This window comes from Nonomuraea sp. B19D2 (genome assembly GCF_040137845.1).
In the GTDB taxonomy this organism is placed as follows: domain Bacteria; phylum Actinomycetota; class Actinomycetes; order Streptosporangiales; family Streptosporangiaceae; genus Nonomuraea.
Map to the genome: position 1 here is coordinate 375,226 of NZ_JBEFAK010000004.1, position 19,384 is coordinate 394,609.

Annotated in this window: 20 protein-coding genes; 12 read left to right on the plus strand and 8 right to left on the minus strand. The window is 69.3% G+C overall.

Features of this window, described 5'->3' with window-relative positions:
• Positions 1–62: 62 nt before the first annotated feature.
• Positions 63–1,037: an NAD(+) diphosphatase gene (nudC, locus tag ABN273_RS11060; RefSeq protein ID WP_349448593.1), complete on the plus strand. Its 975-nt coding sequence runs from the start codon at positions 63–65 to the stop codon at positions 1,035–1,037.
• On the opposite strand, the gene ABN273_RS11065 is transcribed toward nudC, so the two are convergent.
• Positions 1,038–1,286 carry a mycoredoxin gene (locus ABN273_RS11065; protein WP_349448594.1) on the minus strand — a complete coding sequence of 83 codons (249 nt, stop codon included), beginning with the start codon at positions 1,284–1,286 and terminating at the stop codon, positions 1,038–1,040.
• A 79-nt stretch (positions 1,287–1,365) separates the two neighbouring features.
• Positions 1,366–2,265, minus strand: coding sequence for an alpha/beta hydrolase (locus tag ABN273_RS11070; protein ID WP_349448595.1), 900 nt, complete (start codon positions 2,263–2,265; stop codon positions 1,366–1,368).
• A 152-nt stretch (positions 2,266–2,417) separates the two neighbouring features.
• Between ABN273_RS11070 and ABN273_RS11075 the strand changes: the two genes are divergently transcribed.
• From ABN273_RS11075 to ABN273_RS11095, 5 genes are all read left to right on the plus strand, one after another.
• Positions 2,418–4,448 carry an ATP-dependent DNA helicase UvrD2 gene (locus ABN273_RS11075; RefSeq protein ID WP_349448596.1) on the plus strand — a complete coding sequence of 677 codons (2,031 nt, stop codon included), beginning with the start codon at positions 2,418–2,420 and terminating at the stop codon, positions 4,446–4,448.
• 426 nt (positions 4,449–4,874) lie between these two features.
• Positions 4,875–5,744 carry an acyl-CoA thioesterase II gene (gene tesB / locus ABN273_RS11080; RefSeq protein WP_349448597.1) on the plus strand — a complete coding sequence of 290 codons (870 nt, stop codon included), beginning with the start codon at positions 4,875–4,877 and terminating at the stop codon, positions 5,742–5,744.
• A 158-nt stretch (positions 5,745–5,902) separates the two neighbouring features.
• A complete protein-coding gene (locus tag ABN273_RS11085; RefSeq protein WP_349448598.1) occupies positions 5,903–6,166 on the plus strand; it encodes a hypothetical protein in 264 nt (87 codons plus the stop codon).
• Between the two features lie 128 nt (positions 6,167–6,294).
• Positions 6,295–6,564: a WhiB family transcriptional regulator gene (locus ABN273_RS11090; protein WP_080045300.1), complete on the plus strand. Its 270-nt coding sequence runs from the start codon at positions 6,295–6,297 to the stop codon at positions 6,562–6,564.
• A gap of 64 nt (positions 6,565–6,628) precedes the next feature.
• Positions 6,629–6,793 (plus strand): hypothetical protein, encoded by a 165-nt coding sequence (locus ABN273_RS11095; RefSeq protein ID WP_349448599.1) that lies wholly within the window; start codon positions 6,629–6,631, stop codon positions 6,791–6,793.
• A gap of 253 nt (positions 6,794–7,046) precedes the next feature.
• Here ABN273_RS11095 and ABN273_RS11100 read toward each other — a convergent pair whose 3' ends face one another.
• Positions 7,047–7,643: a hypothetical protein gene (locus ABN273_RS11100; RefSeq protein WP_349448600.1), complete on the minus strand. Its 597-nt coding sequence runs from the start codon at positions 7,641–7,643 to the stop codon at positions 7,047–7,049.
• 81 nt (positions 7,644–7,724) lie between these two features.
• Between ABN273_RS11100 and ABN273_RS11105 the strand changes: the two genes are divergently transcribed.
• Entirely contained in the window at positions 7,725–8,354 is a 630-nt protein-coding gene (locus ABN273_RS11105) for a TetR/AcrR family transcriptional regulator (protein WP_349448601.1), read from the plus strand.
• A 760-nt stretch (positions 8,355–9,114) separates the two neighbouring features.
• On the opposite strand, the gene ABN273_RS11110 is transcribed toward ABN273_RS11105, so the two are convergent.
• Together ABN273_RS11110 and ABN273_RS11115 are read right to left on the minus strand one after the other, a co-directional pair.
• Positions 9,115–10,449, minus strand: coding sequence for an ABC1 kinase family protein (locus ABN273_RS11110; RefSeq protein ID WP_349448602.1), 1,335 nt, complete (start codon positions 10,447–10,449; stop codon positions 9,115–9,117).
• 62 nt (positions 10,450–10,511) lie between these two features.
• Positions 10,512–12,230 (minus strand): hypothetical protein, encoded by a 1,719-nt coding sequence (locus tag ABN273_RS11115; protein ID WP_349448603.1) that lies wholly within the window; start codon positions 12,228–12,230, stop codon positions 10,512–10,514.
• A gap of 445 nt (positions 12,231–12,675) precedes the next feature.
• Between ABN273_RS11115 and ABN273_RS11120 the strand changes: the two genes are divergently transcribed.
• Together ABN273_RS11120 and ABN273_RS11125 are read left to right on the plus strand one after the other, a co-directional pair.
• A complete protein-coding gene (locus tag ABN273_RS11120) occupies positions 12,676–13,191 on the plus strand; it encodes a M48 metallopeptidase family protein (RefSeq protein ID WP_349448604.1) in 516 nt (171 codons plus the stop codon).
• The gene (locus tag ABN273_RS11125; protein WP_349448605.1) at positions 13,188–13,772 is read left to right on the plus strand and encodes a hypothetical protein; all 585 of its coding nucleotides are present in this window, start codon (positions 13,188–13,190) and stop codon (positions 13,770–13,772) included. Before ABN273_RS11120 ends, ABN273_RS11125 begins: the two co-directional genes overlap by 4 nt.
• Here ABN273_RS11125 and ABN273_RS11130 read toward each other — a convergent pair.
• From ABN273_RS11130 to ABN273_RS11140, 3 genes are read right to left on the minus strand one after another with little or no spacing between them, the layout of a single operon-like run.
• Positions 13,759–14,745 carry an endonuclease/exonuclease/phosphatase family protein gene (locus ABN273_RS11130; protein WP_349448606.1) on the minus strand — a complete coding sequence of 329 codons (987 nt, stop codon included), beginning with the start codon at positions 14,743–14,745 and terminating at the stop codon, positions 13,759–13,761. The genes ABN273_RS11125 and ABN273_RS11130 overlap by 14 nt on opposite strands.
• Positions 14,746–14,776: 31 nt before the next feature.
• The gene (locus ABN273_RS11135) at positions 14,777–15,337 is read right to left on the minus strand and encodes an NUDIX hydrolase (protein ID WP_349448607.1); all 561 of its coding nucleotides are present in this window, start codon (positions 15,335–15,337) and stop codon (positions 14,777–14,779) included.
• Entirely contained in the window at positions 15,334–16,539 is a 1,206-nt protein-coding gene (locus ABN273_RS11140; RefSeq protein ID WP_349448634.1) for a zinc-dependent metalloprotease, read from the minus strand. The genes ABN273_RS11135 and ABN273_RS11140 overlap by 4 nt, the downstream gene beginning before the upstream one ends.
• A gap of 130 nt (positions 16,540–16,669) precedes the next feature.
• Between ABN273_RS11140 and ABN273_RS11145 the strand changes: the two genes are divergently transcribed.
• The 3 genes from ABN273_RS11145 (at position 16,670) to ABN273_RS11155 (ending at position 19,318) form a co-directional block, all read left to right on the plus strand.
• Positions 16,670–17,743, plus strand: a complete 1,074-nt coding sequence (locus ABN273_RS11145) for an NAD-dependent epimerase/dehydratase family protein (RefSeq protein ID WP_349448635.1) — start codon at positions 16,670–16,672, stop codon at positions 17,741–17,743.
• 92 nt (positions 17,744–17,835) lie between these two features.
• Complete coding sequence (locus tag ABN273_RS11150; protein WP_349448608.1) at positions 17,836–18,261, plus strand: molybdenum cofactor biosynthesis protein MoaE; 426 nt, start codon at positions 17,836–17,838, stop codon at positions 18,259–18,261.
• A gap of 10 nt (positions 18,262–18,271) precedes the next feature.
• A complete protein-coding gene (locus tag ABN273_RS11155) occupies positions 18,272–19,318 on the plus strand; it encodes a YlbL family protein (protein ID WP_349448609.1) in 1,047 nt (348 codons plus the stop codon).
• Positions 19,319–19,384 lie beyond the last annotated feature (66 nt).

The window sequence follows — 19,384 nt, forward strand, 5'->3', positions numbered from 1 at the left end:
ACCTTAATCGGCGGCTAACTGCGAGGTCATAGGATGACAGGGGATTTGGGAGGGGGCGGCCTGTGGAGACGACCGCGGAAGAGCAACTCATCGGACCCCTGCTTCTGGCGCGCGGCACGATCGACAGATCGTCGGCGCTGCGTGCCAACGAGCGATGGCTGGAGCGGGCGTGGTCCGATCCGTCCACCCGGGTGCTGGTGATCGACAACGGTCACACGCTGGTGCGGCGGACGGGCGATGAGGTGCAGGCGGTGCTGTTCACGCCCAGTGACGCGCCGCCCGGACAGCGTTACCTGCTCGGGCTGGAGGGCGGAGTCGCGTACTTCGCGGTGGCCGCGGCGCTGCCCGGCATCCCCACGGGCGACGTCAACGGCCGCGTGACGATGCCGATGAGCCTGGGCGACACCCCGGAGGGCAAGCCGGTGGCGGCCGGGCTGCGCCAGGTGGGCGGCCTGCTCGGCGACCGCGACGCGGGCCTGCTGGTCTACGCCGTGGCGCTGGAGGCCTGGCACACGACCCACGAATACTGCCCGCGCTGCGGCACCCGCACCGACGTCCAGGCCGGCGGCCACATCCGGATCTGCCCGCAGGACGCCAGCCAGCACTTCCCCCGCGTCGACCCCGCGGTGATCATGCTGGTACGCGACGAGGACGACCGCTGCCTGCTCGCCCGCGGCCCTCAGTGGCCGGAGGGGCGGTTGTCGATCCTGGCGGGGTTCGTGGAGCCGGGGGAGTCGCTGGAGCACGCCGTCGCGCGCGAGGTGGCCGAAGAGGTCGGCATCACCGTCGTCAACCCGCGCTATCTCGGCAGCCAGCCCTGGCCGTTCCCGCGCAGCCTCATGCTCGGCTTCTTCGCCGAGGCCACCTCGACCGAGCTCACGCCCGACGCGGAGGAGATCGCCGAGGCCCGCTGGTATTCACGCGAGGAGCTGGCGCGGGCGCTGGAGTCCGGCGAGCTGCGCCTGCCGCCGCCGGTGTCGATAGCCCGCCGCCTGATCGAGACCTGGTACGGCGGCGAGCTGACCGGCGACTGGTGATCAGGCGGCTCCGAGCAGGGCCTTGACCTCGAGGGCGGAGGGGTTCGTCCGGACGATGCGGCCGTTGGGGGTCTCGATCACCACGGTCGGCACCGTCTGGTTGCCGTTGTTGACGCTCATCACGAACTCGGCAGCCGACGGGTCGCGCTCGATGTCGACCTCTCGGAAGCTGATGCCCTCGCGGGTGAGCTGGGACTTGAGCCGCTTGCAGGGGCCGCACCAGGTGGTGCTGTAGACCGTGAGCGCCATGTTGGGAGATCCCTCCGAGGTCAGGAATTCAGGCGCTCGGTGCAACAACGGCACGCGCCTGGTTAATCCCCCGGGGGGTTCACCCCCCGAGGCGCTCGGCGATCCAGGCCTGCACGCGCTCGGCCACGCCCGGCTCGCGGTAGAGAGGGTTGCTGTGGTTGACGCCCGGCTGGGTGATGACCGTCACGGGCACGCCCACCTGACCCAGCATCGTCTTGAGCAACTGACTCTGCACCGGCGGCACGAACTCGCCGTCCGAGTGCACGGTCAGCATCGGCGCGTCCTTGCGGCTGGCGTGCCAGGCCACCTCCATGCTGGCCCAGACCCGCGAGCACTTGCCCTTGGGCTGGCAACCTCCGGCCAGGCGGATGGCGGCCGTGCGGAGCTTGCGCTTGTTGGGGTCGCCGGCCTTCTCGCCGTCGGAGTAGGCGCGCAGGGGCGAGATGATCGGCGACAGGCCCACGACGCCCTTGAGCCCGTGGATGCCGTCGCCGTAGGTGCCCACCGCCGCCGCGATGTGACCCCCGGCGGAGAAGCCGACCACCACGTAGTTGCCCGGGTCGAACGCCCACCGGTCGGCGTGCCTGCGGGCCATCGCTATCGCGGCCAGCGCGTCCGTGCGCTGCGCGGGCCAGGCCGCGTCGCCGGAGAGCCGGTAGTTGAGGTTGAAGACCGTGTAGCCGAGCTCGACGTACTGGCGGACGATCTCCTTCATGTAGCGCTTGTCGCCGCCCGACCACCAGCCGCCGTGGATCAGGAAGACCCCCGGGCGCTGCTGGCCGTCGGGGGTCCACCAGACGTCCATGCTCTGACGTGCGTGTGAGCCGTACGAGATGGTCTCGTTGGCGAAGCCGCCGAGACCCTCCTGGTCAATGACGGAGCTGGGGGCGGGCGTCGGCTCTTTGTTCGCGCTGGCGGCGACCGGCGTGAGCACGACGGCGGCGAGCGCGAGCACGCTCGCGGAAACCGCAGTTCGCACGGCTTTCCTTTCCCCCATACAGACGGTCGGCCCCATTGTGGGGGAAGAGACCAGTTCTTTGCGTTGGGACCACGATGAACATACGTCGGCCCGCATGTTGCCAGAATAAAGAGTCTTTCCGCTACACCTGGGAGTATGTACGGGTGAACAACATGGATGACGTCCTGGCGGGCCTCGATCCCGAGCAGCGCGCGGTGGCCGAGGCCGTACGCGGGCCGGTGTGTGTGCTGGCCGGCGCGGGTACGGGCAAGACCAGGGCGATCACCCATCGCATCGCGTACGCGGTGCACAGCGGGGTGGTCGACGCGCAGAGCGTGCTCGCTGTGACGTTCACCACTCGCGCGGCGGGGGAGCTGCGCCAGCGCCTGCGCGCGCTGGGGGCGCCCGGCGTGCAGGCCCGCACGTTCCACGCGGCGGCCCTGCGGCAGCTCACATACTTCTGGCCGCGGGTCATCGGCGGCGAGGCGCCCTCGGTGATCGAGTCCAAGCTCCCGGTGCTGGTGGAGGCCTGCCGCCAGATCCGGAAAAATCCGGATCGGTCCGAGTTGCGGGACATCGCGGCCGAGGTCGAGTGGGCCAAGGTCACCCAGATCGGCCCAGAGGACTACGCGGCCGCCGCCGCGAAATACCACCGCACGCCGCCGGTCCCCCCGGAGGAGGTGGCCCGGCTCTATGAGGCGTACGAGCAGATCAGGCGCGAGCGCCACCTGGTCGACTTCGAGACCATCCTCGAGCTGACCGCGGCCGTGATGACCGAGCACCAGGAGGTCGCGGCGCAGATCCGCCAGCAGTACCGCTATTTCGTCGTGGACGAGTACCAGGACGTCAACCCGCTGCAGAAGCTCCTGCTCGACACCTGGCTCGGGGGCCGCGACGACCTCTGCGTGGTCGGCGACCCCAACCAGACGATCTACTCCTTCACCGGCGCCACCCCGCGCTACCTGACGGGCTTCGCCGTGGAACACCCGAACGCCACCGTCATCAAGCTGTTCCGCGACTACCGCTCGACCCCGCAGGTGGTGGACCTCGCCAACCGGATGGTCGCCAGGTCGCCGCACCGGCTCGACCTGGTGGCACAGCGCCCCGACGGCCCCAAGCCGTCGTTCGCCGACTACGACGACGAGCCTGCCGAGGCCGCGGGGGTGGCCCGCGCGATCAGGAAGCTCCTGGACAAGGGTGTGCCCTCGCGGGAGATCGCGATCCTGTTCCGCATCAACTCGCAGTCGGAGTCGTACGAGGAGGCGCTGTCCAAGGCCGAGATCCCGTACGTGCTGCGCGGCGCCGAGCGCTTCTTCGACCGCCCCGAGGTACGCCAGGCGGTCGTGCTCCTCCGCGGCGCCGCCCGCTCCTCCGCCGGAGAGCCACTGGCCTCGGAGGTCCACCACATCCTCAGCGGCGTGGGCCTGACGCCTTCCCCTCCCGGCGGCGGCAAGGCCAGGGAGCGATGGGAGTCCTTGAAGGCCCTCGCGGACCTGGCGGAGGACATGGCCGCCGAGGGCGCCGACCTGCCCACGTATGTGGCCGAGCTGGAACGCCGCGCCACCGAACAGCACGCCCCGCCCGTGGAGGGCGTCACCCTGGCCTCTCTTCACTCCGCAAAGGGCCTGGAATGGGACGCCGTCTTCCTCGTCGGCCTGACGGACGGCATGCTGCCCATCATCTACGCCGAGACTCCGGAGCAGATCGAGGAGGAACGCCGCCTCCTCTATGTCGGCATCACCCGCGCCAGGGAGCACCTGTCCCTCTCCTGGGCCGGAGCCCGCGCCCCGGGCGCCCGCAAGACCCGCCGCCCCTCCCGCTTCCTCGACGGCTTCACCGGCCGCGCCTCGTCCCCGCCCCGCCTCTCGCCGTCGCCCCGCGAGCGCCGCCCGGTGGCGGCCCCGGTGAGCTGCCGGGTGTGCGCCAGGACCCTGGTGGCGGCCGCCGAGCAGAAACTGGGCCGCTGCTCGACGTGCCCGGCGGACTATGACGAGGCCCTCCTGGAGCGCCTGAAGGCCTGGCGCGCGGCCACGGCCAAGGAGTCCAAGGTCCCGCCGTACGTCATCTTCACGGACGTGACCCTCCAGGCCATCGCTGAACGTGCGCCGGCGTCCGAGCAGGAGCTGCTGTCGATAGCGGGCGTCGGCAAGGTCAAACTCGACCGCTACGGCGAGGCCGTCCTGTCCCTCTGCCGCACCGACTGACCACCTCCCCACGCGCGGCCCCGCCGCCCGTGTCCCGCTCGCGACGCGCCCTGTCCCGCTTCCACCGCTCGCGGCGACGTCCGGCCCCCCGCCTCGATCCCGCTCGCGGCGATGTCCGGCCCCCGCCTTCTCGCCTCGGCCTCGCTTCCGGCGCGCCCGAAGCCCGCAAGCCCCAGTCCGGCGCTCCGGGCGTCCGTTCGCATCGATCGCGTCCGGCCTCCCTCCCGGCCCAACGGCTCGGCCACCCCGGCGGCCCATACGCTGTGTTCTCCTCACCCTCAAGGGCCACAGCCCCGTAACAAGAGAGAAACCAGCGCGGGGGATGAGCCGAGGATCATCGGACAACACAGGCCCACCTTTGGCCGTATAAAGGCGACACGTCAGACTTGTCCAAAGACACGGAAAGCACAAAGGGGGGACGGACACGTGAACGAGGCGCTGAAGGAGCTCCTGGACCTGCTCGACCTGGAGCAGATCGAGCTCGACATCTTCCGGGGACGAAGCCCGGAGGAGCGCATCCAGCGCGTCTTCGGCGGCCAGGTGGCGGCCCAGGCCCTCGTGGCGGCCGGCCGTACGGTCCCCAAGGACCGCAACGTGCACTCCCTCCACGCGTACTTCATCCGCCCGGGCGACCCCGCCGTCCCGATCGTCTACAACGTGGAGCGCGTGCGCGACGGCCGTTCGTTCACCACTCGCAGGGTCGTCGCCATCCAGCACGGCAAGGCGATCTTCACGATGTCGGCGTCGTTCCACATCACCGAGGAGGGCGTGGCGCATCAGGCGTCCGTGATGCCGCAGGTGGCCGACCCTGAGACGCTGCCCACGTTCCAGGACAGGATGTACGAGCTGGTCGGCGACAACTCCGGCCTCCGGGAGTGGCTCTCGCGGCCCCGCCCGGTGGACGCCAGGTACGTCTCGCCGCTCACCTGGGAGGCGTTCAAGAACCCCGACCTGCGCAGCGCCAATACCAACGTGTGGTTCCGCTACCACGCGGACCTGCCCGACGACCCGCTCCTGCACGTGGTGCTGGCCGCGTACGCCTCCGACTTCACGCTGGTCGACACGATATTGCTGACCCACGGCATGGCTTGGGGCGAGTCGAACGTCATGGGTGCGTCGCTGGACCACGCCATGTGGTTCCACCGCCCATTCCGGGCCGACGACTGGTTGCTCTATGCTCAGGAATCCCCCTGGTCGGGGGGAGCTCGGGGGCTGGCTCGCGGTGAGATGTTCACTGCGTCGGGTGATCTCGTGGTCTCGGTTGTTCAAGAGGCCATGATCCGCCTGACAAAATAGTGCATACTCGCAGCCTGCGATGGCCGTCAGAGGCGGCCAGTGTTACAAAATCGCAGGTAGAAAATATGTTGCCGGTTCCTGGGTTCCCGGTTTAGGGTCATGGTCAAGCGAGTCGGGACGCTCTTGTCCCGACGATCTCGAGAGTGGAGGTGAGTCACGTGATGAGCATCAAGATGTCGGCCACGCAGTGGCTCGCTTCCGCATGCCGTGACTCGGTGAGACTCGTCGATGGTCCCACCAAGCTGCGGCAGGAGAGGTCTGCCCGTAGCCAGGCGGCTGCCTACAACGCGCGCGTCCACTTCGGCGCCGCTGCGCAAGCTGCCCCTGCCTACATCGGACGTATCGAACTGCCGGCCAACCAGCTCACCAAGGGTGGACTGTGGGGTCCGCAACCCTGGAGGGATGTACCGGTCATAACCTGACCGGCACATAGCCCACCAGGCCGCGGATCCGCAGACAGGATCCGCGGCCTTACTTATTTGTCCGTGATTCTCGACCACCTACGAGGTGCCCGACCAAGATCAAAAATATCGATCAAAAGGAGAAGCAGATGGGGGCGAAGACGATCATGGACCTGATCGACGAAGCCAAGATCCCCTGCCGTACCGACCCTGACCTGTGGTTCGCCGAGTCGCCGGAGGACGTGGAGTTCGCGAAGGCACTCTGCGGCGGCTGCCCGATCCAGAAGGCCTGCCTGGCCCGCGCGCTCGAGCGCGAGGAGCCGTGGGGCGTCTGGGGCGGCGAACTGATCCTCAGGGGAACGATCGTTCCCCGCAAGCGTCCGCGCGGGCGTCCCCGCAAGCACCCGGTCGCTGCCTGAACACCGCACCTACCACCAGAAAGCGAACAGACCAATGAGCACTCACATCACGAGGAGCCGAGCAGTGCCGGATCTCATCCATGACCTGGTAAATGACCGAATACAAACGCTCCACCGCGAGGCGGAACAGCAACGCCTCGTTCTGCACGTCAGCCGCGTGGAGCGGGCGCGGCGTCAGGTCAAGCGGGCGAACGACCGCCTCCGCGTGGCCCTGACCCGCCAGATCTGATCCGGGAGATCCTGCCGCCGGCGCAGGATCTCCCGCGATCCCCCCGAGAGAGCCGGGCGCCCCCAGCGCCCGGCTCTTCCCATGGAGAGCCCGTCCTCGGTACGCCCGCTCCTCCGTCTCGGCCCGTATGCGGCCACTTGGGAGGCCGGTGCGTTGCCTCTTTTGAGGGGGTTCTGCGGTCACGCACCCGCTTCCCTACCTCCTCAGCTCGTGCGCGGCCGTGGCCACTTTGGGCGGCGCATTACAACCCGCTTCACGTCGTGGGGCGTACGCCGGTTAGCGGCGAACGCGCGACGAGTTCCTCTTCGGCGGCCCAGAGCCGAGCCGACATCCACGCGACCCCGGCCCCCGCCACCACCAGCCCGATCAGATACACCGGCAGCGGCACCACGCTCCGCAACGACCCGGGAACCATCCCCACGGCATAGAGGATCACGCCGAGAACGGGCATGGCCCCGCTCCTGATCGCCGCCACACTGAACGTCACCACTCCGGCCAGCAGAACAACCGACGTGACCAGGAACGCCCGCCCGGTGCCCCCGGCCAGCAGCCCGTTCACCGTGCCCCTGCCGAGGTACGGGAAGACGAAGTGGAGGATGTACTCGATCGCGAACGCTCCGGCCAGACCGGCCGAGTTGAGCACGTACCCGATGAGTCCGAGGCCGCCGGCCGTACCCCGGATGAGCAGGTAGATGCCGGTGATCGCGAGTAAGCCCGTCAGCGCCCCGAACGGCGCGATGGCGTGCGTGAACGCCGTCTCCGGCAGGAACCCGGCACGGCGGGCGGAGTTCACCACGAGCAGCACGGCGCAGACGAACCCGGCCGCCGCCGCGACCCGATGCACACGCATGTCTGGAGTCCCTTCTCTTCGGCGACATCAGCGCGATAACGCTCGTTATGATGCGCGTTATCGCCAGATATGGTGAAGAGCGTGCCGAGCGACGTAAGCACCCCGAAAGAACTCGGCGCGCTGCGCCAGGACCTACTCGACGCGGCCCTGCGAGTCCTCCGCGAGCAGGGCGCGCTCCACCTGACCCTCCGCCGCGTCGCGGACACCGCCGGCACCTCCACGATGGGCATCTACACGTGCTTCGGCGGTCGCGCGGGCCTCCTGGAGGCGATCTACGAACACGGTTTCAGCGTGCTCCACGACGTGATGACGACGTCACTGAACGGCCACGCCGACCCGCTTGTCCGGATCATGGCCGTGGCGCGCGGCTACCGGCAGTTCGCGCTGGCGGATCCCGCGCTCTACGCGCTGATGTTCGAGCGTCCGCTCCCCGACTTCGACCCCTCACCCCGGCAGCGGAACGACGCCCTGGGACTGACCTTCGACCTCCTCACCCAGGCCACCTCGGCGGCGGCCCAGTCCGGGCTCATCCGGTCGAATGATCCGGTGCGGGCGGCGTACCTGGTGTGGACCACAATCCACGGCATCGTCAGCATCGAACTGACGTGCTCGCTCCGCAGCCCGCTCCCGGGCTGGTTCCTGGACTCACGCGAGGAGGGTGAACGCGTACTCATCGACGGCGTCCAAGCCCTGCTCTCTGGCCTCGCCTGACCGCCCAGCGCCACCAGCCGGATCTCACGGTGCCAGTTCGACCCTTGCGGTGCGGGTTCGACCCTTGCGGTGCCGGTCCGACCTTGCAGTGTCGTTTCGGTCTCGCGGCCCCAGTCTTGCTCTGCAGCGATCGGCCTGCCCCGATCTGACCGCGATCGGCTGCGAGCCCACCGGCGCCTGTTCAGCACCCTGGAGGGGGATGTGCTGACCATCGGCGCCGGTGGGATCACCGTGCACGAGCGCACGCGCGTGCACGGGCATTGCAACCCGGGCCGGCCATGGGTCTCACGACCCAGCACCGGTCACGGATGACACCCGCGGACCGGCCGTGGGCGTGACGGCCGGGAGCCAACTGGAGGGGTCACCAGCTCGGATCGGCCATGGGTGTCACGCTCCGGAACCGGCCGCGAGGCGTCACCGTCTCGAACCGGTCATGGCCCGGACCGGCGCGTCACGGACCTAAACCGGCTACGGGCATTGCGAAATCGAACCGGGCGAGAGTCCATGCGTGCGGAGCCCGCGCCCGCGATCCCCGCGCCAGCGTGACGGCGGGGGCGGCGGCGAATAGGCCTGCGGTCGCCGGCGTGGCGGCGGCCGGCAGGCGCGCGGATCGACGCATTCGGATCCCCTCGATACGGTAACGACTTGCACTCGTATCATTACACAGAGCAGTCAGAAATCAATACGGCGCCAGTAAAATCCCTGCGTCAGTTAATGAGTCACCGCCTGTCCGCCAACGACAGGGTGATCCGCGGACCGGCTAACCGATGGTCACGGCCTCGCCGTTGGGGTCGTCGGCGAAACCAGGGACCCAGCGGATCACCTCGTCGCGGAAGCGGGCCGTGGTGCCCAACTGGCACAGGACGCCGATCCCGGCGGCATGGACCCGGTGTATGAGCACGTACGAGGGCGGGAGGTTGAGATGGCGGACCACGTTCGTGGGGCGGAGGTCCGCGACGCTCGCCGCCTGAGCCTGCAGCCACTCCCGGCTGAACGTGAACTCCTCCACCGCCGTCGGCTCCACGTACGGCGCCAGAAAGGCTCGTAACGCGTCAGGATCGATCTCTATGTCGTCGCGGATGAAGCCTTCCCGGCGCAGGCCCGCCATGACGGTCTCCATGTCGCCCTGGTTGAAGATGCGCGTCAGGCGGCCGAACACCTTGGGATAGCCGTCGGGCAGACGGTTGACCGCGCCGAAGTCGAGCGCCCCGAGCCTGCCGTCGGGCAGCATGCGGAAATTGCCGGGGTGGGGGTCGGCGTGCAACATCCCGACCCGTGCGGGGGAGCAGAAAAGGAAGCGTACGAAGAGTAACCCGGCGCGGTCGCGCTGCTCTTTGGTGCCGTCGGCAATGATGCGGGACAGAGGGGTGCCGTCCATCCATTCGCTGACCAGCACGAGCTCGTTGGCCGCGACCACGTCAGGGACATGGAAGTCGGGATCGCCGTCGAACTCCAGCGCGAACGCGTGCTGGGCCTCCGCCTCACGCAGGTAGTCGAGCTCCTCGGCGACCCGTTCGCGCAGCTCCGCCAGCACGGCCTTCACGTCCAGACCGGGCAGCAGCGCGCCGAACAGCTTGCCCAGCCGCGCCAACTGCGCGAAGTCGCCGAGCAGCGCCTTGCCCGCCCCCGGATACTGGATCTTGACGGCCACCTCTCTGCCGTCATGCCACACGGCCTTGTGCACCTGGCCGATTGACGCGGCGGCCGTGGGCTGGTCGTCGAACGACAGGAAGTTTTCCCGCCAGTCGTCGCCGAGCTGCTCGGTGAGCACCTTGTGGACGGTGGACACGGGCAGCGGGGGAGCGGCGTCCTGCAGCTTGGTCAGCGTGGCGCGATAGGGGCCGACGATCTCCTGCGGCAGCGCCGCCTCGAAGATGGACAGGGCCTGCCCGAGTTTCATCGCGCCGCCCTTGAGCTCGCCGAGCACCTTGAAGATCTGCTCGGCCGTACGCTGCTGGACCTCCTGCGCCACGATCTCGGCGGATTTGCCGCCGAGCCGCTTGCCCAGCCCCAGGGCGGCGCGGCCGGCGAACCCGAGCGGAAGGGCGGCCAGCTTGGCGGAGCGCGTGACAGCACGACGCGGAAGATCGCTCACACTGATGCGCGGAACCTCGGCGAGATGCCGCTTCCCCCCTTCATGGTCGTCCTCTGAGCACGTCAGTCGCGGTTAGGAGACATGACCATTCTTAGCGAATAAGGATTGTTTCGCATACAACGACATTGTGGATGCGCCTTCCACAATCGCCTCTTCCAGCGCCAATCAGGCGTAACGTCCATTGTGCCGTTGGTCACAGCTGGCTCCTTGCCATCGAGGTAAGCAAGCGCATGGCCGGTCGCCTCGGCCGCGACCAGCGTCGCCAGTGTGGAGTCGCAGGCGATCTCGCCCGGCGGATAGCCACCCAGCCTGGCAGTCACGATCGGCCATCCGGGATCACCATCCCGCCGCGTCAGGTCCAGGCAGTGCAGGCACGCCGTCTTCCCCGGCGTGACCAGCGGGCCCACGATCCCGTGCCCCTCGAAGGCCGACGCCAGAAGATGCGGGATGCCGAGCGAGGTCAGCTCGTTGACCAGCACCCCGTCGAGCGGGCTGACGGGCGTGAGTATGACGAGATCGGGCCGATCCGATCTGTCCCCGAGATACGGCCCTCCGGCCAGCGCATTGACGGACGGCCTGACTGCCTCCCCGCCGTCCGCCGCCAGACCGTCCGCCCGGGCTGCCCGCCTCTCGGAGGCCCCGCGCCCCCGCTTCAACGACCCAGCGGTGCCGTGGCACGCCTCCGCACTCGCGGCAGCCGCCCCGGCCCCGGTCTCCGGAGAGGATTGCGCCCTGTCCGCAGGGCGCGTCCCGCTCTCCATAGGCCCGTTCTCCGCAGAGGACGGCAGGTTTCCGACGGGGGATGGCACGCTCCCTGTGGCGGACCTCATCCCGCCCGGGGAGGACGGCAGGGCGCGTGTGGTGGACGGCACGGTGCCCGGGGCGGATGTCACGACCTCTGTGTGGGGTGGGGCGACGGCTCGCGCCCGATGGGGAGCGGTGGCGGAGTGCACGCCTTGCGCAGGGCTGCTGGAGTGCGAGTGCGGGACCTGCGCCGGGTTGCTGGAGCGCGCGGCCTGCGCCGGTCGGCCCGAACGCGCGGCTTGGGGCGAGTCGGTGACCCGCGCGGCTTGGGGCGAGTTGGTGAGCCGCGCGGCTTGGGGCGATCGGATGGGCGGGGCGACCGGCGGAGGCGTGGTGCCGCGGGACTCGACGGCTTGTGTCGCGTCCGCGGCACCGGCGGAGGTGTGGCCGCCTGACGTGAGCCTCCTCACGACGGCCACCGCACCGACCTCGCGGGGGAGGCCGACCTCCGCCCACGTCAGCCCGCCGGGCGTGATGTCGCACGGCCGGGCGGTGCCGGTGTCGAACACCCGGATGTTGCCGACGCCGGACGCGGCGAGGAGAGCGACCACCTGCGCGCCCACCCGGCCCGCCCCATAGACGCGCACCCGCTGCGTCCGGCGGCGGCCGAAGAGCGCGATCGCGCCGTCCGGGGCGGTGGAGGCGAGGTCGAGGGCGTCAAGGTCTGGTCTCAGGCGGTCTCGCTCGGCCAGGGAGAGCTCGGCGAGAGGCGTGGGGCTGGTGGCGGCGTCGTGGAGGGCGCCTTGTACGGCGAGCTGCTCCAGCAACGAGCGGGCGCGGATCTCGTCCAAGCCCGCGGCGGCCGCCTCCGCCAGCACGCACGCCAGGTCGCGAGTGCCGTCGAGGCTCTCTATCCACTGGCGGACGGCCGGGGTCAGGCCGCTCAACATGACGGCCCTGAGAGGGTGCGCGCCGTATTGGAGGGTGTGCTCGTCGCGGATGATGCGCCGGAGGGCGGGCTTCACACGTGGCCTCATGGCGGGAAAGGTTGGCACGCCCGAGCAAGATCCCGGGCCGGTTCGGCGGTGGCTGTGGATAACTATGGTCCCGAGGAGTGCTTGTGGACAGGGAGATCGTCGGGACAAGCAGGCACGCGTAGATAAAGATCTGGTAAATCAATCTTTCCCGAAAAATGGCTCAATGCCGGAAGCGGGTGTCATCGCCGTGAAGATCGCCTAGAACGTGCCAACCCCTACAAGTCCCGCCAAACCGCCTCTGAACCAAGAGCATCAACCCTGGAAGCCGCGCTGAGGTGGGAATCCAAGGTGCACCCCATGACCACGGCCGCCAGCAGGACGAGCCAGGTCAGGCCACGCATCGGGAAACGGCGCATGCCCAAATTCACCGGCTCTTAATCATCTGACCAGCAGAAACAACGTCCACCCTCTGTGGAATTTCGCCAGGGTCGGCTACCGTGCATATGTGCCCCCCGAGACAGTCGAGGTTCGTCGCAGTTCTCGTCGCCGGCGTACGGTCTCCGCCTACCGCGACGGCGACAAGACGATCGTGCTCCTGCCCGCCTGGCTGAGTGGCGAAGACGCAGATGAATGGGTGAGCCGGATGCTGGATCGGCTGGCTGCGAAGGAACGCCGGCGAAGGCCCACCGACGAGGCGCTGCTCGAGCGAGCCAAGGAGCTGTCGGCCAGATATCTCGACGGCAAGCCAAGGCCGGTGAGCGTGCGCTGGGTCGACAACCAGCAGCACCGCTGGGGCTCGTGCACCCCGGAGAACGGCACGATCAGGATCTCGACCAGGCTCAAGGGCCTGCCCGAATGGGTCATCAACTACGTGATCATCCACGAACTGGTGCACCTGCTGGTGCCCAGCCACGGAGCCAAGTTCTGGGCGCTGGTAGAACAGTATCCCAAGGCAGAACGCGCGCGCGGGTTTCTGGAGGGATTCTCGGCCGCGGCCCACACGGCACCGGAGGAGTGTTGACGCGCATCGCCGCGGTCCTGGTACGACAGCGCATGGCACAGGCGGCGCCCCCGGGCGTTGACCCGGGCGAGTTCCTCGAAGCGGTGGCGGAGGACACCTACGAGATGGTCGCGGGGCTCGAGCTCGTCACCCCGGTCCTGATCACCAGCGTTCCCGAGCTGGAGGAGATCGTCTGGCCCGGCACCGAAGTAATCACGATAAAAGACGACGAACCGCTAAAAGTCATCCTCCAGCGCCTCAACGCCGACCAGGCCGCCGTGATCAGCGCCGACGCCCCCGACCTGCCGCCCCTGCTCGTCGGCAAACTGTTCAGGGAGCTGGGCAGGGCCGAGATCACGATCTGCCCGGCACAGAACGGCGGCGCGGTGGCCATGGCCTGCGCCCTCCCCGCGCCCGCCTGGGCGGACCCCGACCTCGACGACGCGGACATCGTGGCCACCCTGCGCGGCCAGGCCCCCGGCCCCCGCAGGGTCGCCACCACCCCGGGCTGGCACCGCCTGCGCACACGCGAAGACGTCGAAGCCCTCGACCCCGGCCTCGAAGGCTGGGAGAACACGAGGGCGCTGGTCAGGGCACGGTGAGCGCGGCCAGCACGGCGCGGTGGTCGGTCCCCGGCACGTCGCGCACGCTGACCTCCTGCACCCCCACCCGCTGGTCCACCAGGACGTGGTCGATGGTGATGATCGGCGGCACCCGCTTGTTCGCCGGCCACGTCGGTATCAGCCCGGCCCCCACCATGTCGGCCGCGTCCTTGTAGCCGCGGGCCAGCAGCCGCCGCATGGCGGCATGGTCGAGCGAGGCGTTGAAGTCGCCTGCGATGATCCGGATCCGGTCCGGCGAGGCGGACGGAAAGGCCGCGAGAGCCTCGCTCCACTCGGTGACCTGGTCGCCCAACGGGGGATAGGGATGCGCGTCGATGAACTCGATCGGCTTCCCGCCCGGCAGCGAGATCAGCGCGGCGGGCATCTGGTGCCCGACCGGCGGCATCCGGTCCGGCAGCGCCTCCAACGGGTGCTTGGAGTAGATCCCGCTCCCCCCGGCGCTCCACTCGTCCAGCAGCACCCGGTGCGGCATCACCTCCGCGAGGCCGGCCGAGTCCAGGTCGGAGACCGCCCCTGGCGTCAGCTCCTGCGTGCTCAGCACATCAGGGGTGAACTCGCGTACCAGCTTCATGATCGTCACTGCGTCGGCCCGGCCGAACAGCATGTTGATCGTCATGACCCGAAAGGACCGGCCCGTCGTGGCCTCGGCCGTGCCCAGCGCCCTGGGCAGCACGCTGACGGCGAGGGCGGCCGTGGCCAGCAGTGCGACGGCGGTCGCGGCGCGCTTGCGCCCGACCGCGGCGATCAGGAGGGGGATCAGCGAACCCGCCGCGGCGTACGGGGTGCCGGTCATGATCTGCGTGGGCAGCGACCCCCGCTCCAGCCCGGCCACCCTGACCACGGCCCACGCGGCGAACGGGGCCACCGCCAGCCATGTCAACGCCGTCCCGGGGAACTTCACACGCTTGCGCTGGGGTGTCACGATCGTGCCGCCGACGGCAGAAGTCTCCACGCCACCCCCTCTTGGAACGACGCAAAGGACTCTAGCCGAGCGCGCGTGATCCCGAGCTGAGAGCGGCCTGACCGCGTGCGGCCAATCGCCGCGTCGCCTCGTCGGAGAGCTCGGGAATGCCGTCAACGGGGAACCAGCGCAGATCCAGTGACTCCTCGCTGATCACGGCCTCGGCGCCGGGAGGGGCCACGGCCGCGTATTCAACGTCGAGATGCCAGCTGTGCGGCGGATGGCACCACACGACGTGCTTGTCCACCGCGAGCGGCCCAGGCAGGAGCTCAAGCCCGGAAATTCCCGACTCCTCCCACGCCTCCCGCAGAGCAACCTCCGCAAGCGACATGTCGGAAATCTCACAGTGGCCACCCATGGGCAGCCACATCTTGGCCTTCGGATGCAGCGTGAGCAGCACCTGCGAACCGTCGTGCGACAGCACCGCCGTCGTGGCCGTCAGGTGCCCCGGTACGCACTCACGCAGCATCGCGTCGTCGTAAGAGCGCAAGTGCTCAAGGAACTCCGCCCGCAGCGCCTCTTCCTCGGGCGTGGGCGCGTTCCACGCGGACAGCACCGCCACCGCGTCGCCATGCAGGCTCAACTCTGGTCGCCCTCGTCGTCCGGCTTCCTCTCCAGCTCGGAGATGTCCCAGTCCGCCTCGCCACGTACGAACGCGTCGGGGTCGTCGAGATCGTCGGCCGTCGGCATGAGATCGGGATGGCCCCACAGCGCGTCGCGCCCGTCGAGCCCGCGCGCGCTCTCCAGCGCGCGCCACAGCGCCGCCGCCTCGCGCAGCCGCCGGGGCCGCAGCTCCAGACCCACCAGCGTGCCGAACGTCAGCTCGGCGGGCCCACCGGTCGCGCGCCGCCGGCGTACGGTCTCCGCCAGCGCCACGGCGGAGGGCAGCTTGCCCTCGGCCGCCCGGTCGACCACGGTGGCCACCCACCCCTCGACCAGGGCCAGCATCGTCTCCAGGCGCGACAGCGCGGCCTTCTGCCGCTCGGTCTCCTCGGGCTTGAGCAGGTTGCCCCCGCTCAGCGCCTCCTGGATCGCCTCGGGGTTGTTGATGTCGAGACCCCGGATCTGCTCTTCGAGCGCCGAGGTGTCGACCGTTATGCCCTTGGCGTATTCCTCGACCGCGCCCAGCAGGTGGGAGCGCAGCCACGGGACGTGCTGGAACAGCCGGTGGTGCGCGGCCTCGCGCAGCGCCAGATAGAGCCTGATCTCGTCGGACGGGATCTCCAGGCCCTCGCTGAACGAGGCGATGCCCCCTGGCAGCAGCGCGGCCGTGTCGGACAGCGGCAGGCCGATGTCGGTGGTGCCGACCACCTCACGGGCCAGCGAGCCGAGCGCCTGCCCGATCTGCTGGCCGACCATCATGCCGCCCATCTGTTTGAGCATGCCGAGCAGCGGCCCGGCCATCTGCTGGGCCTCCGGAGGCAGTCCGGAGCCGCCGAGCGCGCCGCCCATGGTCTCGACCATGCGCTCCGCGATCGGCTCGCAGAGCTTGCGCCAGATCGGGACGGTGCTCTCGATCCACTCGGACCGGCTCCAGGCCTGCGGATTGGAGACGCCGCTCGGCAGCGTCGTCGCCTCGTTGAGCCAGAGGTCGGCGAGGCTCAGCGCCTCGACGATCTGGCGGCGTTCGCCCTCCATGACGCTCGGGTCGCCCTGGGCGACCACGGCGTGGCGGGCGATGTTCTTGGCCATGTCCCAGTTGACAGGGCCTGAACCCTGCGGCGCCGACAACATGTCGGCGAACTGGCGCATCGCCTGAGCCATCTGCTCAGGGTTGCCGAACATGGCGAACGGGTTCTCGTTAGGGTCGTTTTCGCGACCTGGCAGGTCAGTCACCGCTCTACCTCGTGCAGGATGGAGGAGTCCACATCCGCCACGTTAGTCGTCCTACGGCGGATCAGTGCAAAGTGAGGACCTGGTGCCTACCTCGAAACGCCCGCGCGAACCCGTAGTAGCCGTCACGGGAGCGGCTTCCGGCCTAGGCCGCGAGCTGCTCGCGAGGCTCGTATCCTCCGCGGATTTCCGCAGGGTGGTGGCCATTGACGAGCAGCGCGGCGACGTCGGGGAAGCCACCTGGAGAGTGATCGACGTACGGGATCCGCTCTTGGCGAACCGGATCTCCGACATCGACGTCCTGGTCCATCTGGCCGGTGACTACGCCGTTGACTCCGCCCCTGGTGAGCGGCGCGCGTACAACCTCCGAGCCGCCCAGACGGTGCTGACGGCCTGCGCGGCGGCGCGCGTGCGCCGGGTGGTGCTGGTCACGAGCGCGATGGTGTACGGAGCCGCGCCCGACAACGAGGTGCCCCTCCCCGAGGACGCCCCAGTGGCGGCCGAGCCCGACACCGGCGTCGTCGGCGACCACCTGGAGATCGAGTCCCTGGTGCGCAGGTCGCTGCGCAGCCATCCCGGCCTGGAGATCACGGTGCTGCGCCCGGCCGCCGTGGTCGGCCCGGGGGTCGACACGGTCATCACCCGCCACTTCGAGTCGCCCAGGCTCCTGACCGTCAAGGGCTGCAGCCCGCATTGGCAGTTCTGCCACATCGACGACCTGGTCTCGGCGCTGGAGCTGGCGGCGCGCGGCGCCGTCACCGGCGTGGTGGCCGTCGGCTCCGACGGATGGCTGGAGCAGGACCAGGTCGAGGAGCTGTCCGGCATCCGCAGCCTCGAGCTGCCCGCGGGGCTGACCTTCGGCACGGCCCAGCGGCTCCACCGGCTCGGCGTCACCCCGGCGCCCGCCACGGACCTGCACTACGTCGTCTACCCGTGGGTGGTCGACTGCACGTCGCTGCGCGAGGCGGGCTGGAAGCCGTCGTGGACCAACGAGGCCGCGTTCGCGCAGCTCCTGGAGCTGCGCGAGAACAGGACGACCGTGGTCGGCCGGCGACTGCCCGTCAAGGAGGCCACGCTCACCGCCGCGGGCGCCACCGTCGCCGTCATCGGCACCGCCGCGATCGTCCGGCAGGTGCGCAAGAAGCGGCGCCAGTAAGGGCCGATGCAGTCCACTTGAGGAACCGACCTGGCAGGGCCGTCGGGCGGCAGCCCAACGAGCAGGTTCCTCATTGGGTAGGCTCCCTTTCCGTGGACGTCATCCGGTTGCTCGGCATTCGTGACACGCCGCTCTCCGTCGACGAGGTGCTGGCCGCCGTGGGCGACCACGCCGCCGGCGGCACCACCCTCTTCGTGGGCACCGTACGCGAGCAGGACCACGGCAAGCCGGTGACCAGGCTCTCCTACTCGGCGCACCCCTCAGCGGAGGCCGAGCTGCGGCAGGTGGCGGAGAAGATCGCCGCCGACTTCCCCGTGACGGCGCTGGCCGCCGTTCACCGCGTGGGCGATCTGGAGCTGGGCGAGGCGGCCGTCATCGTCGCGGTGGCCTCGCCCCACAGGGGCGAGGCGTTCAAGGCCTCGCGCCGGCTGATCGACGACCTGAAGGCGCAGGTCCCGATCTGGAAACACCAGGTGTTCGCCGACGGCGAGACCGAATGGGTCGGCGCCGGCGAATAAGCTCATCGACATGTCACGACGCGCCCTGACCCTGCTGATCGCGGGTTTCCTCGTGCTCGCGCTCGGCGTGGTGGGCGCGTTCAGGCCAGTCCCGTACGTCGTGCTGAGCCCCGGCCCGACGGAGAACACGATCGGCGAGGTCGACAAGAAGCCCGTGATCACGATCAAGGGGCGGCAGACCTATCCCACCAGCGGCGCGCTGAGCCTGGTCACGGTGGCCTACCAGGGCGGCCCGGCCGCCCAGATCGACCTGCTGACGGCGTTGCGCGGCTGGATCGACCCGACCGTCGCGGTCGTCCCGCAGGAGACCATCTTCGCTCCTGACCGCGACCCCAAGGAGGTCGAGCAGGAGAACACGGTCGAGATGACCAACTCCCAAGACTCCGCCACCGCCGCCGCGCTCAACGAGCTCAAGATCCCCTACAGCACCGTCGTGACGGTCGTGTCCACGGAGAAGGGCAAGCCCGCCGAGGGCAAGCTCGCGAAGGACGACGAGATCATTGCCGTCGACGGCAGACCGGCGAAGAACGTCGACGTCGTGAGCGAGGCGGTCAAGGCGCACAAGCCCGGCGAAAACGTGCTCTTCACCGTCACCAGGGGAGGCAAGAAGCTCGATGTCACCGTGCCGACGGTGGCGGGCCCCAAGGGGCAGACTCTGGTGGGCGTGCTCATGCAGGCGAAATACAAGTTCCCGTTCGACGTCGAGATCAACGTCGGCGACGTCGGCGGGCCGAGCGCCGGGATGATGTTCTCGCTCGGCATAGTCGACAAGCTCACACCAGGTGAGCTCACCGGCGGAAAGAAGATCGCCGGCACCGGCACGATCGAGCCGTCGGGTCAGGTCGGCGCGATCGGCGGCATCGCACAGAAAATGGTCGGCGCCAGAAAATCCGGTGCGAGCATTTTCCTGACCCCCGCCGACAACTGCGCGGAGGCCACGAAAGCCGTGCCCGACGGGCTCCGGCTGGTCAAGGCCGACACGCTGCATGACGCGGTGCTGGCGCTCGACGCGCTGCGCACGGGCAAGGGAAACGTGCCGGCGTGTGAAGCCGGATGAAACTTCTGGCGCCTGCCGTGCGTTAGCCGTAGGGCTGGCACAGCGGTGTAGGTTGCCAGACACGGA

Coding starts and splice junctions, on each gene's coding strand:
- ABN273_RS11155 (WP_349448609.1), top strand. CDS start 18,272: ATGTCACGACGCGCCCTGACCCTGCTGATCGCGGGTTTCCTCGTGCTC.
- ABN273_RS11090 (WP_080045300.1), top strand. CDS start 6,295: ATGGGGGCGAAGACGATCATGGACCTGATCGACGAAGCCAAGATCCCC.
- ABN273_RS11115 (WP_349448603.1), bottom strand. CDS start 12,230: ATGAGGCCACGTGTGAAGCCCGCCCTCCGGCGCATCATCCGCGACGAG.
- ABN273_RS11075 (WP_349448596.1), top strand. CDS start 2,418: ATGGATGACGTCCTGGCGGGCCTCGATCCCGAGCAGCGCGCGGTGGCC.
- ABN273_RS11100 (WP_349448600.1), bottom strand. CDS start 7,643: ATGCGTGTGCATCGGGTCGCGGCGGCGGCCGGGTTCGTCTGCGCCGTG.
- ABN273_RS11065 (WP_349448594.1), bottom strand. CDS start 1,286: ATGGCGCTCACGGTCTACAGCACCACCTGGTGCGGCCCCTGCAAGCGG.
- ABN273_RS11140 (WP_349448634.1), bottom strand. CDS start 16,539: ATGTTCGGCAACCCTGAGCAGATGGCTCAGGCGATGCGCCAGTTCGCC.